17 protein-coding genes and 1 pseudogene are annotated in these 14,144 nt (G+C 69.7%); 8 read left to right on the forward strand and 10 right to left on the reverse strand.

The features are described 5' to 3' along the window. The 4 genes and pseudogenes from YWW_RS38300 to YWW_RS38315 all read right to left on the reverse strand — a co-directional run. Positions 1 to 338 (reverse strand): WD40 repeat domain-containing protein (locus YWW_RS38300; protein ID WP_245595470.1); only part of this gene is annotated, 338 nt, incomplete at its 3' end. Beyond that, positions 333 to 467, reverse strand: a pseudogene (locus YWW_RS38305) (hypothetical protein); the annotation flags it as partial. The gene YWW_RS38300 and the pseudogene YWW_RS38305, both read right to left, overlap by 6 nt. After that, the gene (locus YWW_RS38310; protein ID WP_425402705.1) at positions 466 to 591 is read right to left on the reverse strand and encodes a hypothetical protein; all 126 of its coding nucleotides are present in this window, start codon (positions 589 to 591) and stop codon (positions 466 to 468) included. The pseudogene YWW_RS38305 and the gene YWW_RS38310, both read right to left, overlap by 2 nt. Next, a complete protein-coding gene (locus tag YWW_RS38315; protein ID WP_425402706.1) occupies positions 563 to 892 on the reverse strand; it encodes a WD40 repeat domain-containing protein in 330 nt (109 codons plus the stop codon). The genes YWW_RS38310 and YWW_RS38315 overlap by 29 nt, the downstream gene beginning before the upstream one ends. Before the next feature lie 6 nt (positions 893 to 898). Between YWW_RS38315 and YWW_RS37505 the strand changes: the two genes are divergently transcribed. Beyond that, positions 899 to 1,288 carry a hypothetical protein gene (locus YWW_RS37505; protein ID WP_245595471.1) on the forward strand — a complete coding sequence of 130 codons (390 nt, stop codon included), beginning with the start codon at positions 899 to 901 and terminating at the stop codon, positions 1,286 to 1,288. Between the two features lie 5 nt (positions 1,289 to 1,293). Here the strand turns inward: YWW_RS37505 and YWW_RS0119815 are convergent, their stop codons facing one another. Continuing rightward, positions 1,294 to 3,333 (reverse strand): P-loop NTPase family protein, encoded by a 2,040-nt coding sequence (locus tag YWW_RS0119815; RefSeq protein WP_155830285.1) that lies wholly within the window; start codon positions 3,331 to 3,333, stop codon positions 1,294 to 1,296. A 243-nt stretch (positions 3,334 to 3,576) separates the two neighbouring features. On the opposite strand from YWW_RS0119815, the gene YWW_RS0119820 reads away from it, so the two are divergent. Both YWW_RS0119820 and YWW_RS0119825 read left to right on the forward strand, forming a co-directional pair. Continuing rightward, positions 3,577 to 4,062: a hypothetical protein gene (locus YWW_RS0119820; protein WP_155830286.1), complete on the forward strand. Its 486-nt coding sequence runs from the start codon at positions 3,577 to 3,579 to the stop codon at positions 4,060 to 4,062. Between the two features lie 265 nt (positions 4,063 to 4,327). Beyond that, complete coding sequence (locus YWW_RS0119825) at positions 4,328 to 5,065, forward strand: SDR family NAD(P)-dependent oxidoreductase (protein ID WP_026931473.1); 738 nt, start codon at positions 4,328 to 4,330, stop codon at positions 5,063 to 5,065. A gap of 106 nt (positions 5,066 to 5,171) precedes the next feature. On the opposite strand, the gene YWW_RS0119830 is transcribed toward YWW_RS0119825, so the two are convergent. Then, positions 5,172 to 6,011 (reverse strand): aldo/keto reductase, encoded by an 840-nt coding sequence (locus YWW_RS0119830; protein WP_026931474.1) that lies wholly within the window; start codon positions 6,009 to 6,011, stop codon positions 5,172 to 5,174. A 410-nt stretch (positions 6,012 to 6,421) separates the two neighbouring features. On the opposite strand from YWW_RS0119830, the gene YWW_RS0119835 reads away from it, so the two are divergent. From YWW_RS0119835 to YWW_RS0119845, 3 genes are all read left to right on the forward strand, one after another. Continuing rightward, positions 6,422 to 6,883, forward strand: coding sequence for a rhodanese-like domain-containing protein (locus YWW_RS0119835; protein WP_026931475.1), 462 nt, complete (start codon positions 6,422 to 6,424; stop codon positions 6,881 to 6,883). 20 nt (positions 6,884 to 6,903) lie between these two features. After that, the gene (locus YWW_RS0119840; protein ID WP_026931476.1) at positions 6,904 to 7,638 is read left to right on the forward strand and encodes a PIG-L deacetylase family protein; all 735 of its coding nucleotides are present in this window, start codon (positions 6,904 to 6,906) and stop codon (positions 7,636 to 7,638) included. Positions 7,639 to 7,909: 271 nt separating this feature from the next. Beyond that, positions 7,910 to 8,485, forward strand: a complete 576-nt coding sequence (locus YWW_RS0119845) for a maltokinase N-terminal cap-like domain-containing protein (protein ID WP_026931477.1) — start codon at positions 7,910 to 7,912, stop codon at positions 8,483 to 8,485. Positions 8,486 to 8,551: 66 nt separating this feature from the next. Here the strand turns inward: YWW_RS0119845 and YWW_RS0119850 are convergent, their stop codons facing one another. From YWW_RS0119850 to YWW_RS34345, 3 genes are all read right to left on the reverse strand, one after another. Further along, positions 8,552 to 9,262 carry a hypothetical protein gene (locus YWW_RS0119850; RefSeq protein WP_026931478.1) on the reverse strand — a complete coding sequence of 237 codons (711 nt, stop codon included), beginning with the start codon at positions 9,260 to 9,262 and terminating at the stop codon, positions 8,552 to 8,554. Beyond that, complete coding sequence (locus YWW_RS31735) at positions 9,259 to 9,813, reverse strand: SigE family RNA polymerase sigma factor (protein WP_051326075.1); 555 nt, start codon at positions 9,811 to 9,813, stop codon at positions 9,259 to 9,261. The genes YWW_RS0119850 and YWW_RS31735 overlap by 4 nt, the downstream gene beginning before the upstream one ends. A gap of 486 nt (positions 9,814 to 10,299) precedes the next feature. Further along, on the reverse strand, positions 10,300 to 10,878 hold the full coding sequence (locus YWW_RS34345; protein ID WP_051815922.1) for a histidine phosphatase family protein: 579 nt from the start codon (positions 10,876 to 10,878) through the stop codon (positions 10,300 to 10,302). Between the two features lie 1,414 nt (positions 10,879 to 12,292). Between YWW_RS34345 and YWW_RS0119870 the strand changes: the two genes are divergently transcribed. Together YWW_RS0119870 and YWW_RS34350 are read left to right on the forward strand one after the other, a co-directional pair. Then, a complete protein-coding gene (locus tag YWW_RS0119870; protein WP_035701890.1) occupies positions 12,293 to 13,270 on the forward strand; it encodes a S66 peptidase family protein in 978 nt (325 codons plus the stop codon). Between the two features lie 87 nt (positions 13,271 to 13,357). Further along, the gene (locus YWW_RS34350; protein WP_026931480.1) at positions 13,358 to 13,903 is read left to right on the forward strand and encodes a GNAT family N-acetyltransferase; all 546 of its coding nucleotides are present in this window, start codon (positions 13,358 to 13,360) and stop codon (positions 13,901 to 13,903) included. Here YWW_RS34350 and YWW_RS0119880 read toward each other — a convergent pair. After that, complete coding sequence (locus tag YWW_RS0119880; protein ID WP_026931481.1) at positions 13,900 to 14,127, reverse strand: hypothetical protein; 228 nt, start codon at positions 14,125 to 14,127, stop codon at positions 13,900 to 13,902. The two genes, YWW_RS34350 and YWW_RS0119880, sit on opposite strands and share 4 nt — an antisense overlap. Positions 14,128 to 14,144: the final 17 nt, after the last annotated feature.

A 14,144-nucleotide genomic window follows, 5' to 3' on the forward strand; every position in this document is an offset into this window, starting at 1 on the left:
CCGGTGTTGAGGTCCCAGACCCGTACGGTCTCGTCTTGGCTGCCGGTGATGGCGATGGGTCGGTCATCAAGGTGGCCGAATGCGACCGCGTTCACTGCGTGGGTGTGTCCGGTGAGGGTGGGACCGTGTTGGGTGCCGGTGGTTAGGTCCCAGACGCGCGCTGTCCGGTCGTCGCTGCCGGTGATGGCGATGGGTCGGTCGTTGAGGTGGCCGAATGCGACCGCGTTCACCCATCCGATGTGCCCAGTGAAGATGCTGCGCTGGAAGCTGGTTTTAAGCTCCCATACCAGCATAGTCTGGTCGTCATTGCTAGTGATGACGATAGGGTGGTCGTCCATTTGTCCGAATGCAACCGCATTTACCCATCCTCTGTGTCCAGTGAAAATGATGTGTGGGGTGCCGGTGTTGAGGTCCCAGACCCGTACGGTCCTGTCCCGGCTGCCGGTGATGGCGATGGGTCGGTCATCAAGGTGGCCGAATGCGACCGCGNNNNCGTACGGTCCTGTCCCGGCTGCCGGTGATGGCGATGGGTCGGTCATCAAGGTGGCCGAATGCGACCGCGCTAACTAGTCGAGTGTGTCCGGTGAGGATGGGACCGTGTGGGGTGCCGGTGTTGAGGTCCCAGACTCGTACGGTCCTGTCCCGGCTGNCGTACGGTCCTGTCCCGGCTGCCGGTGATGGCGATGGGTCGGTCATCAAGGTGGCCGAATGCGACCGCGGTCACTGATTCGGTGTGTCCGGTGAGGGTGGGACCGTGTTGGGTGCCGGTGGTCAGGTCCCAAACGCGAGCTGTCCGGTCGTGGCTGGCGGTGATGGCGATGGGTCGGTTATCAAGGTGGCCGAATGCGACCGCGCCCACTGATCCGGTATGGCCGTTTAGCAGGCCGACCATCGCAGGATGGAGGTCACCTCCTATCGACCACTGCAGATCCCATGCCCCCGAGGAAGTAACGGTGTCGGGATCGATACCGATACGAAGGAAGTCACGGCGGATCGTGGCGGCTCGCTGCTTGATATCCGTGGCAGTCCGGTGCTCAGAGGCCGCGTATCGATAGGCGTTGGCGGCGAGGCGAGCTTCAGGGGCCTGGACACTCCAGAGCACCGGCATGAGGTGTTCTGGATCGGCGTTGGGCAGGAAGTCCCGTTGCTGGATCAACTCGTCGAGGAGACCGGCATCAGCGGCGTGCTCGGCGGTGTGCCGTTTGAGGTAGGCGTTCGCGTTCGACCAGTCGGCCTCCCCGGCAGCGTCCATGAGTGCTCGGGTGACGGCTTCCGAGTCTTCGGGTGAGACGCTCAATTGACGATCTCCGTTTCGGCCGGTTTCCGGGGATGGGCGAGAAGATGGTCGACCAGTGATTGGTGGAACAGGCGGTACAGCGTCTCGCCGCTGTCGGGGTCGACCGAGGTGCGCAGGTAGATCTTGATGTCGGTGCTGCGCAGCAGTGCGGCTGTGTCAAGGTCGTCCCCGCCGTTGAAGACCTTGACCGCGAGCAGGCCCGCGATCGAGGCCGGCATTCCTTCGCCTCGGGCGTGAGCCAGCGCGGCCAGGACCGACCTTCGATCGAGTGACGAGTATTCGTAGTGCGATTCGAGCAGGTCCATCTCCAAGACTTGCGGTAGCGTCCTGGGAATGGTCGCCAGAGCCTGCTCCGGTCTGTCGAGGAGACCAGTCCTTTGGAGGTGCCGGGCGTAGAGCTTGGCGACCAGGAACGCCCCATACCCGATGTCCCGATGCGCCGCCGATTCGTCGTCTTCGGCACTCCCGGCCAGCGTGTCCGCCGTCGCCTCGGCGATCCGTTTGGCGTTCAGCGTGATTCCGCCTGTGGGCGGTTCGAGCGCCTTGTGCATGAATTCGGACAGGTCGACATGCAGCTCGTCGGTGGGCGTGCGGTCGAGGTCGTGGGGAGTCGGCTCGGTACTCGCCGTCTGGAGGCGCGTCAGCAGCTGCTTCTGAGCGGTGGTCTCGTTGCGGCAGGCGATGAGGAGTCGGCAGACCGGCCTGCCGTCGTCTCGCTTGGCTTGCTGGAGCAGACCGCGCAGCAGGGTGTCGGCGATCTGCTCCGGTCCTATGGCCTCGTCAAGTGCGTCGACCAACAGTAGAGGAGGCTCATCGAGTGCTTTCAAAGCTGCGATGAGGCCGTCCGGTGTCGGCTCGTCCGGCATCGCCCCCGGCCGAAGTTGGCGGGCGAGTTGCTTCGTGATCGAGGCGGTGACTTGCTCGATGCGCATCTGCCTGGCGTGGACGGCCGCGATCGGGAACGGCAGGCGCGCGTAGTTGAGGGCGGCAGGGTACTGCTTGCGCAGGGCGCGCCCCAACTGCCCGTACTCGGGATTCTCGATGATCTGCGGGTGCTGCGTGAGGACGATCGCCCCCAGCACCGCCGACTTGCCGACGCCTCCGCTGCCGGTCACGATCGCCAGGTTCGACCGGCCCCCGGTGTCGGTGAACCACGAGCCGAGTTCGCGCAGCACGGTGCGGCGGCCGGTGAAGTGCGCGCCCACGCGGTTGTCGAAGTGCTCGACGTCCAAGCCGTCGTCGAGGTACTCGTGCAGGGCGGGGTCGAATTTCGAGCGGCTGTCGCGGCGGCTCGCGACCTTGTCGTCGTAGTTCCGGTTCCGGAAGATCTTCGATGAGGGGTCGGGTATGGCGGAGAACTTGCCGACCAGCTTCGGCCTGGGGCCGTACGTGCCGGTGTCGACGCCGAACCTTCGAAGATGGGTGCCGAACATGTCGCGGAAGGTCTGCATCGACACGTACGCTTCGCCGGGGTCGGTGTTGGTCCTCCCGGCCGCGATGTCGTTCAGCGTCGCGGTGAACGCCCGTGTGAAGACGCCGTCATAGGTCGGTTGGCTCGGTGTCGCAGCCGCCGCTATCCAGACGTGGTCGAGTTGTTCGAGTCCCAAGCGGTCGACCGCCGCCCCCGCTTGGCAGACGTCGATTACCAGCAGCATTTCGCGGTCTTCGGATTGCGCACATGCGGATTGAGCGACCGCGCAGAGGTTCTGGAGGATGGTCCGGTCATCGGTCAGGCCTGATGGGGGAATGAGGTGCAGGAACCCGTCCCTGTCGATCTCGCCGTGTCCGACCACGTGGACGATCTTCAGATCCGTCGATTCGCGCACCTGTCTGCGGAGGTTGTCGAACCGATCGACATCGGCGTCTCCGACCATCTCGATCTGGTCGAGGTCGAAACGCAGCTTGTGCTGAACCACGGTGCCCAGCTCGGTGAGGAGGCCCTCGAACTCCAAGCGGACTCGTGGAGTGGACCGCAGCGGATCGGTTCTGGGCGCGAGCGAGCTGACGTGGATGGCGCGAGGGGGACGCTCCGGCACCGCGATCTCCGAATCTCCAAGGGGCCCTCATGCCACCTTACGGCAGTCCGGCCCGGGGTGCTCGACTCGCGTGCGCGGCTGCGCTGGTCGCGTGCGGTGCGTCCAGCGTGAGTCGAACCGGTGGCGGACAGCGGTGTCGGCTCGAACCGGTGGGGGACAGCGGTGTCGGCCGCCCCCGACCGGGGCCCCTGCCGACATGCCGCGTCCAGGCCCACTTGCAGACGTTGCATAAACTGGTTCGGCATGAGCGAAGGCGTTGTGGACCAGCGGAAACCGCTGAGGAAGCGGTGGTGGTTCTGGCTTGTCGTCGCAGGGATTCCGGCGGTTTTCGTGGCCCTCTTCGTGTGGTTGGCGCTGTGGCTCGTCGTCTCCGACGAGCCGCTCGGGGCCGATGGGGAGCCGACCGACTGCGCAGGCGTCCTGGACACCGCCGGGCTCACCACGCTCCCGGTCGAGCAGTCCGAGGCAGAGTGCACGGAGGGCGGTTTCCAGGACGCGTTCGAAACCGTCGACTTCACCGCGCCGCAGGCGGACGTCGACGCCTGGCTCGCAGACGAGCTGCCCGGCTTCGAACCGGTGACCGAGTCGTGCACGGACGCCGATGCGTGCCTGGAGATCTCGTGGGACGAGCCGAACGCCCCGCAAGACGAGGGCTGGCACCTCGACATCGAGCTGACCGAGCAGGGTGACGGGACCACCGCCGTCTCGGTCATGGTGTTCACGGTCTGACCGCGCCCCACACGGTCCGCGCTCGCGTCGCGTGCGCCCGCGCCGGGATCACCGAGGACGGCATCTACGCACGGTCCGCGCGCTCGAGTCGCGTGCGAGGTCCGGCCGTCCCATGCGCGGAGCGGCCCCGAGGAGGCCGGGCCACCGATGCGTCCGATGCGGGCTCCGCTGGTGCGGATCGCGGGGACGGCGACGCCGGTGCCGTGTCGGCGAGAAATTCCGGTTCGACGCCGGGGTTCGCCTCTCCGACCGATACGGTGGATCGATGAACCGATTCGAAGGCAAAGTCGCCGTCGTCACGGGCGGTGCCAAGGGCATCGGGGCGGCCTGCACGGCCCGCCTCGCGAGCGAGGGCGCGGCCGTCTACGTCGCCGACATCGACGAGGAGGCGGGGAACCGCATCGCCGAGGAGACCGAAGGATCGGTCTACTTCGTCCGGTGCGACGTGTCCAGGCTCGCCGACTGGGAGGCGCTGGCCTCGGCCGCGCTCGACGTCCACGGGCGCATGGACGTCCTGGCCTCCAACGCCTTCACCAGCACCAACGGCGCGCCCCACGAGCTGTCCGAAGAAGACTGGGACCGGACCCAGAGCGGCACGCTCAAGGCCACCTACCTCGGCGTCAAGACCCTCATCGAGCCGCTGCGGGCCGCGCGCGGCGCGGTCGTGGCGATCACCACCGTCCACGCCCACCGCTCGCAACCGGGCTACACCGCGTACGCCGCGGCGAAAGGCGGGCTCAGCGCGCTCGTCCGGCAGCTCGCCGTCGAATACGCACCCGACGTGCGGTTCAACGCGGTCGCGCCCGGCCCCATCTACACCACGCACTGGGCTGGCACGACAGATGAGGAGATGGTCTACGCCGGGAACACCACCCTTGTCGGCCGCGTCGGCCGAGCCGACGAGGTCGCCGCCGCCGTCGCCTTCCTCGCCTCCGAGGAGGCGAGCTACGTGACCGGCGCCGAACTGCCCGTGGACGGCGGCTGGCTCGCCAAGAAGGACTGACCCGCCGCCGGGCCGCTCGCCTTCCGAGGCGGTCGGCGGCGAATCGGCTTCCAGTGAGCGAACGGCGCCCCGGCGGAACCGCCGGGGCGCCGTCGTATGCGAAGGCTCAGTGGCCGAAGGAATCCGAGTCGGCCGCGGCCTCCTCGCCCTTGTCCAGGCCCGAGATCGCGGCGACGTCCTCGCTGCTCAGCGAGAAGTCGAAGACGTCGAGGTTCTGCGCCAGACGCTCCGGATCGCTCGACTTCGGGACCGCCGTCAGGCCCAGCTCCATGTGCCAGCGCAGCACGATCTGCGCCGGGGTCTTCCCGTGGCGCTCGGCCAGGTCGACGATCACCTGCTCTTTCAGGACGTCGACGCCCTCGCCGCCGATCGGCGACCACGACTGCGTCACGATCCCGTGCTTGACGTGGAAACTGCGCGGCGCCTCGCGAGTGACACCCGGGTTGAGCTGGATCTGGTTGACGTCCGGGACCACGCCGGTCTCGTCGATGAGCCGCTCCAGGTGCGACGGTTTGAAGTTCGAGGTGCCGATCGCCTTCACCCGGCCCTGTTCGAGCAGCCGCGCCAGGCCCTGCCAGGCCTCCACGTACTTGTCCTGGGCCGGGTTCGGCCAGTGGATCAGGAGCAGGTCGACGTAGTCCACGCCCAGTCGGTCGGCGCTGCGCTCGAAGGCCTCGGCGGCCAGCTCCACGCCGTGCCACTTCTTGTTGAACTTGGTGGTGACGAACAGGTCCTCCCGGGCCGCCCCGGAGGCCTTGAGGCCGCGGCCGACGCCGCGCTCGTTGCCGTAGTTCTCGGCGGTGTCGACGAGGCGGTAGCCGATCTCGATCGCCTCGGCGATCACGCGCTCGGCCTCGGCGTCGTCCATCGGCCAGGTGCCCAGGCCCAGGCGCGGCATCGCCGCGCCGTGCGGGAGGGTGACGGTAGGTGCGGTCGTCGGTGACATCGTTCAGCCCGTCTACTCGGAATCGCTGTACAGCCCACCATCCTCCTACCGCAGCCCCCCGACGCAAGGGAGGCGTGCCGCAGATCACGCCGCTCTGCGCGGGGATGAGCTCAGAGCTGGTCTGAGTCCGGGGCCGATGAGGGACCACGCCGCTCTGGGTGGGGGACGACCTCAGAGCTGGTCTGAGTCCGGGGCCGCTGAGGGACCACGCCGCTCTGCGCTGAGGGCGATTGCCACCGGGGAGCCGCTCCACGTCGTCGGCTCGATCACGCCGCTCTGCGCGGGAGGCGATCCCAGACCCGGGCGACCCGGATCGAGCCGACGAGATCATGCCGCTCTGCATGCGGGGCGATCGGATCTCTTTGTACCGATGCAAATCGTGTTCTGTACCGGCATGTAATTTCGACGCCATGGAGAACCCCGTGCTGCGCGTCCCGCCCGCTTCGCCCGCGGACGCCCTCGCCTACTTCACCTCGCAGCTCGCCTTCCGCACCGACGTCTCCGACGTCCATGCGGCCCTGGAGAGCGGCGAGCCCGGTTTCACGCTCGTCGACACCCGCGGCCGGGCCGCCTGGGACCAGGGCCGCGTGCCGCAGGCGGTCCACCTGCCCACCGACGACATCGCCGCGAAGGCGCCCGAACTCGTCGACCGCGCCGAACCGGTCGTCGTCTACTGCTGGGGCCCCGGCTGCAACGGCGCCATCCGCGCCGCCGCCGCGTTCGCCCGGGCCGGATACCAGGTCAAGGAGATGCTCGGCGGCATGGAGTACTGGATCCGCGAGGGCCTGCCCGTCGCCACCGACGAAGGCGTCAGCGCCCGCGAACCCGATCCGCTGACCGTTCCCGCCGCCGGAGTCTCCTGCGCCTGCTGAAGCGAGGCATACTGATCCACATGGCCGAACTGCTCGAGATGCCGACCGACTGGACCCGCGCGCTGGCGATCGTGGCCCACCCCGACGACATGGAGTACGGCGCCGCGGCGGCCGTCGCCGCCTGGACCGGCGCGGGCCGCGAGGTCGCCTACCTCATGGTCACCCGCGGCGAGGCGGGCATCGACACCCTCCCGCCCGCCGAGTGCGCGCCCCTGCGCGAGGCCGAGCAGCGCGCCAGCGCCGCGATCGTCGGCGTCGAGCAGGTCGAGTTCCTCGACCACCCCGACGGCGTCATCGAGGGCGGCGTCGCACTGCGCCGCGATCTGGCCGCCGCCATCCGGCGCCACCGGCCCGAGCTGATCGTCACGCTCAACCCCCGCGAGTACTTCCAGCCCGGCGGCTGGAACAGCGCCGACCACCGCGCCGTGGGCGAGTCGGTGCTGGACGCGGCCGTGGACGCGGGCAACCGATGGATCTTCCCCGAGCAGCTCGACGGCGAGCTCGAACCGTGGGCGGGCGTGCGCTGGGTGGCCTTGGCCGCCTCTCCGCAGGCGACGCACGCGGTCGACACCACCGAGACGATGGAGGCCGGGATCGCCTCGCTGCTGGAGCACCGCACCTACATCACGGCGCTCAGCGACGTCGAGCCCGAGACCTACGCCCGCGGCTTCCTGGAGAGCTTCGCCGCCGCGAGCGGCGAGCGGTTCGGCACGCGCTACGCCACGACCTTCGAGCTCATCACCCTCCAGGGCTGAGCGCCGCCGCGGCCCATGGTCACCACACAGGACATATGTCATGACCTGTCCGGTGCTCGGCGCTCGGCGGATGCGGAGGCCCGCGGTCACCACATAGGACATGTATGATGACCTGTCCGCGCTCGGCGGATGCTGCGGTTTACGGTTGCCATACAGGATATATGTTACGACTCGCCCCGCACTCGGACGGCCGTTCGGCGAAGCACCGTCGTTTCCGATAGGTTCGATCCTGACGAAGGACGGAACCGGACCTACACCTGAGGGAGTTCGCATGGCCTTCATCCACCGCACCACCATGACGCCCGGCAAACTGGAGCTGCTCACCGGCTGGCTGCCGAAACAGCCCTGGTACGCGGGCGAGTCCGCGGCGCCGGAACTGGCCAAGGCAGGCGGCTTCCGTCTCGACGACCCCGAAGGCGAGGTCGGAATTGAGTTCATGGTCGTGGCGGACACCGCTGCGCGGGAACCGGTGGCGTACCTGGTGCCGATGGCCTACCGCGGCGCGACCCTGGAGGGCATGCCCGAGGAGTCGCTGATCGGCGTCTCCGAGCACGGCGTGCTCGGGCCCCGCTGGATCTACGACGGCGCCCACGACCCGGTGGTGACGGCGCAGCTGCGCGCCCTCCTGCGCGGCGAGGCGATCCCGCAGCACCAGAGCGAGAGCGACACCCCCGACCCGACCGTCACCGTGCACGGCACCGGCCCCGCCGAGGGGGACGAGGTCCGGATCGAGCGCGTCCTGCGGCCCGGGGAGGCCGCGCAGTCGTCGGGGCATGTCGCTGCCGGATGGACCCGGCCGGACGGGACGGCCGTGCGAGGAGTGTTCGCGACCGTCGCGCAGCGGTAATCGCACAGTGGTGGTCGCACAGCGGTGAGCGCCGACCACTCAGCGGTCGGCCCGGCCCCGCCGTCGTCACGTCGCCGGTGCGACGTCGCCGACGACCGTGCTCGGGCCCGCCGCGGAGGCGGCCTCGACCACGAAGTAGTCGCCGTCGGTCTCCCTGGGCCCGTCGCCGTGGTCGTACTGGCCCGAGAGGATGTACTCGCCGGGCTGCACGGTCTGGCCCTCGACGAGCGTCCACCGGAAGACCAGGTAGCCGTCCTCCTCGAAGACCTCGGCGCGCTCGAAGTACACGTCCGAGGTCGTCCACGAGCCGGTGAACTCGACGTCCGCGCCGATCACGACGTGGAGCTCCACGGTCAGCTCGGTGATCGGCTCGTCGGTCCGCAGCGTCACCTCGCTCTGCGACCAGTAGTCGTTGATGTTGCCGTTGATCCGCGCCCCGCCGGTGAGGTAGTCGACCTCGTCCACCGATTCGGGCCGCTCCGAGGGCTCGACCGCGTCGGACGGCTCGGCCTGCGAGCTCGTCGGCGGCCCGGCCGGGGCGATCCGATCGCCCACGGGGCTGATGACGTAGCCGGCGAACACGATCGCGCCGATGAGCACCACGACCGCTCCGGTGGCGATCGCCAGATGCGGCAGCCGCGAGCGCCGGCGCACCGGCTCGGCCTTGACCGCGGCCGGCTCGGCCATCCCGTCGGCGACGCGGTTCCACATCCGCTCGCCGTCCGGCTCGAAGTCCTCGGCGGCGGCCCGCAGCCGCCCAGGCAGGTCGTCGCTCATTGCCCTACCCCGTTCGGTATTGAGCCCCAAGCGGACCCGCCACGGCCACCGGTGGGCGGCCCCAGTATCTTCCGCAGCTCGGCCAGGCCCTTCGAGGTCTGGCTCTTCACCGTCCCGACCGAGACGCCGAGCGCCTCGGCCGTCTCGAGCTCGGAGAGCCCGAGCGAGTGGCGCAGCACGACGCAGGCCCGCTTGCGGAACGGGAGCCGGGCCAGCGCCCGGCGCACGTCCACGACGGCCGCGATGTTCGGCTCGCTCGCCGCCTCGCCCGGCCGCAGCCAGAACAGGGCGTTGCGGCGGCGCTCGCGGACGGCCGAGCGGATCCGGCTCTTGGCCAGGTTGGCGACGATGCCGCGCGCATAGGCGATCTCGGACGACGAGCGCTCGACCCGGCCCCACTGCCGCCACACTGCTAGCATCGCGTCGGCCGCGAGGTCTTCGGCGGCCGCCCTCTCGCCGAGGAGCAGCCACGCGAACCGGGCCAGTTCTGCGTGGTGCCGTTCGAAGAAGGCGCGGAAGGCGGCTTCTTCTCGAGGGGCGGGGACATCCAACTCGGCCCTCCGGATGCGGGAAGGTATAGGGGAGCCGGATTTTAGCAGCGGAGCGCGCGCGGGCGGAAGTCCGCCCGCGCACGCCCGCTCTTCGGCGCTCGCGCGAGTCGTTGCCGGGCGGTGCGTGCCCGTCGACGCGGCGCCGGTCGCGTCTTGCTCGTTCGCCAGGAGACCTACCGCGTGCCTATGCCCGTCGGTCCCCCGATCAGCTACGGCGATCGAGCCTTCGGCGGACGCGTACGCCTGGATGGCGGCGTTGTCGGGACGCCTCATCTTCATCCGATCCGAAGTCGTTGTGTTTGTGGGTGCGGCGGAGCCGGGTTGCCGCACCTACGGTGCAGTCGCCGCCGGGGCCGCAAAGGTTGCCGCGAATCGGAGAATTTTTTCGCGTCCGCCTCTACTGCGCCCCGGAAAGGCCCGCCGAGCCTCTCGGTGCCCGCCGTGCGGAACGCGCCCGTTCCAGACTGCGGCGGCCCTGCCGCATCGTCACGGCCGGTGCGCCGACTCCATCCCTTCGAGGTGGCTCACCGAGGCGATCTCGACGACCTCCAAGCCCCGCAGCGTCGTCACCGCGCCCGACGGCACGCCCTCCCGCAGCAGCGACTCGGGCACGCCGTCGTCCCCCAGCAGGGTCCGCAGCAGGTCGACCGTCACGCCGCCGTGGCACGCCACCGCCAGCACGGCGTCGCCGCCGCCGTGTTCGACCAGGAACTCCCGGAACCGCGCACCGGCCGCCCTGGACGAGTCCCCGACCGAGGGCACGAAGTCCCGGTCCCGGCTCGCCCGCGACCACTCCTCCAGGAACGCCGCGATCGGCAGGCTCCCGTCCCAGTTCATGCGCTCGGTCAGCCGCGCGTCGGTCCGCACCTCCAGGCCGGAGGCCGCCGCCACCGCCTCGGCCGTCTCCCGCGCCCGCCGCAGCGGACCGGCGAACACGCCCGTCAGACCCGCGCCGCGCAGCCGCTCGGCCGCGAGCGCCGCCTGCCTCCGCCCCCGCTCGGTCAGGCCCGGATCACCGGCCGAGCGCTCCTTCTCGCCGTGCTGCACAACGTAAAAGACCGCCATGGGACCGGATCGTATCGCCGCGGAGGTAAGGCTGTCCCCACCTTTATTCGGCCAGCGCGCGTCACTGTGATCGGGCGAGAAACTCCATAGCGTGGAAGGCATCCGACAGCGCCCCGACGACGCCCCCGGAACCGCAACGCCCCCAAGCGATGACGGCTCGGAACCGCGTCATTCGCTCGACGGCGCGCGACCGCAAAGGCCACCGCACATGAACACCGCTTCCGCACCAGCAGTTCCCCTCCGCTGGCACCGCCCGCTGACCGCCACCGGCATCGGCCTCGCCGCTCTCGCCGTCTTCGCCCTCGCCGCGATGCTCGTCGACGACCGCACGCTCATGGGAGAGTCGGTGTGGGTCAAGGTCTTCAAGTTCTCCTTCGCCTTCTCCGCCTACAACCTCACGCTCGCCTGGCTCATCGGCCACATGACCCGCGCCAGGCGCTTCGGCTGGTGGTCCGGCACCGCGTTCGCCGTCATCAGCGTCTTCGAGGTCGGCGTCGTCGCCATGGCCGCCTCCCTCGGCACCTACAGCCACTTCAACACCTCCGAGGAGCTGTCGAACACGATCGTCCAGGGCGCCTTCCAGTACGGCGTCCCGACCATGTTCATGATCAACATCGTGATGGCGATCGTCGTGCTGTGGCAGCGCATCGGCGACCGCGCCGTCACCGCCGTCATCCGCTGGGGCCTGCTGCTCTCGACCCTCGGCATGGCCGCCGCGTTCTTCATCCTCGGGGTCGCCGAGCAGGAGCGCCGGGTCGCCGAGGACGCCTACGGCGACCCGGTCGAGCTCAGCGCCGGGCACGGCGTCGGCGACCCGGACGGCAACGGCATGTTCCTCACCGGCTGGAGCGTCACCGGCGGCGACCTGCGGGTGCCGCACTTCCTCGGACTCCACGGCATCCAGGTGCTCATCGTGGCCGCGCTGGTGCTCGGCGCGCTGGCCGNCCGCTCGGCCTGGCTGCGCGACGAGCGGGTCCGCGCCCGCATCGTCCACTCGCTCGGCCTGGGCTACCTCGGCGTGTGCGTCACGACCGTCTGGCAGGCCGCCCGCGGCCAGTCCCTGATCGACCCGGACGCCGCCACTCTCGCCGCGTTCGCCGCCTCGGCCGCGGTCGCGCTCATCGGCATCGCCGTCACGATCGCGACGGCCCGCAAGAACGCACCCGCCGAGGAGCAGATCCCGGCGGACTTCGCACGGGAGGCCGAGGCCGTCACCGACGACGACTGGGAGCCCGCCGTCCCGCTCCGCTGACAACGCACGGAAACAGGCCGCAGGCCATGGCTCGACGGGGCCATGGCCTGCGGCCTGCCCGCCGCCGCTGAGATATAACGTTTGCCTAGATCATTGTGCCGCCGCCGCCACGGCCGTAGTCTGGCTGTGGCCCAAGCCCACGGTCCTCTGGAGGCAGACACCATGCAACCGCTCCGTCCCAAGCGCCTGCACCCCGGCGACGTCGTCGTCATCGCCGCCCCCTCGGGGCCCTTCATCCCCAGCCGCCGCGACGAGCTCGACGCCGCCGTCGAGACCGTCAAGGAGATGGGCTTCACGCCCCGGCTGTCCGGCCTCGTCGAATCCGCCGCCAAGCACTTCTGGAACTCCGGGACCCCGGCCGAGCAGGCCGCCGAGCTCAACGCGCTGCTGGCCGACCCCGAGGTCCGCGCGATCGTGCCGTTCGCGGGCGGCAACGCCACCACCGGCTACCTCGACCGGATCGACTACGACGCGGTCCGCGCCGACCCCAAGCCGCTGCTCGGCTTCTCCGACATCACCGCGCTCCACCTCGCCATCCACTCCCAGACCGGCCTGATCGGCTTCCACGCCGACTTCGCGGCCATCGGCTTCGGCGACACGTGGCGCCACGCCGCCCCCGAGCGCCGCACCGAGCTGCTCGAGCTGTACCGCGACCTGCTGACCGGCCGGCTGAACGAGGTCGAGCTGCCCGCCGAGACCGAATGGGAGACCTGGCGGTCCGGCGCCGCCACCGGCCGCCTCGTCGGCGGCCTCCTCGACCGGCTCATCCGCCTCCAGTCCACCCCGTACGCCCTCGCCCCCGAGTGGTTCGACGGGGCGATCCTCTTCTGGGAGGACGTCGGCAGGGCCCTCGGCCACATCTGGAACGACCTCCACACCCTCCGCATGCAGGGCGTGTTCGACCGCGTCGCCGCGATGGTCATCGGCATCCCCACCAGGATCGAGGGGCCGCCCGAGCAGTACGGGCCGGCGACGATCGAGGACGTCGTCGACGACGTCCTGGCCGACTACGACCTCCCCGTCCTGGCGGGGGTCGACTTCGGCCACACTGGACCGAACCTGCCGATGCCGATCGGAGTGGGCGCCGCCGTCGACGCCGACTCGCGCCGACTCCGACTGCTGGAGTCTCCGGTCGCCTAGACACTTCGTGCACACGCGTCGCGCAGGCGGATTTCTATCCGATTTAGTGGTTGCATTCCCATTGACCTTCAGGCACGGTTGGTAGACATGAAGATTCGAACGGCCGGCCCAGCCGATGCGGACGAGATCGTGCAGGTCAAGGTGGCGTCATGGCGCGCGGCCTACAGCGGCGTCATGGACGCCGACGTGCTCGACAACCTGCGAGACGAACCCTCCGAGCCGTTCGTGATGAACCTGAGTTCGCCGCCGCCGTTCTGGCTGACCCTGGTGGCCGAGCGCGGCCCCGACGTCATCGGATCCGTCACGATCGGCTGGGACACCCGGGAGATCCCGCGCGGCGAGGCCGGTCCGGGGCAGCCCGGCGAGGTGTGGAGCCTGTACGTGCACCCCGACCACTGGGGCCGCGGCGCCGGATACGCGCTGATGCGCGAGGCGCACAAGAACCTGGGCGAGTTCGGGCTCTCGCCGATCCGCGTATGGGTGCTCGAGGGCAACGAGATCGGCACGCGGTTCTACGAGCGCTACGGCTTCGTCGCCGACCACGAGCGGACCGACTACGCGATCGGCGAGCACACCTACCCGCTCGTGCGCTACACGCTCCCCAAAGACCGCCTCGTCGACGAACTCGCCTAGGGATCGCCCCGGATCACCGATCCCCACGCCCCGAGCGCCTGCGGCGTCAGTGATTCGACGTCGGCGTCCACGACGGCCGCCGCTGCCGCCGGCGACGCGTGGACCTGCGCCAACGCGATCCTCTGCATGGTGAGTTCGCGGTCGAACCGCAAGCTGAGGCCCAGGTCGTCCAAGGCCTCGAACAGCAGCTGCTCTGCGCGCCGGCAGTGCTGCGGGCCGTTCATCCGCCCTCCGGAATCGT

Source organism: Glycomyces tenuis DSM 44171, assembly GCF_000427885.1.
GTDB lineage: Bacteria > Actinomycetota > Actinomycetes > Mycobacteriales > Micromonosporaceae > Glycomyces > Glycomyces tenuis.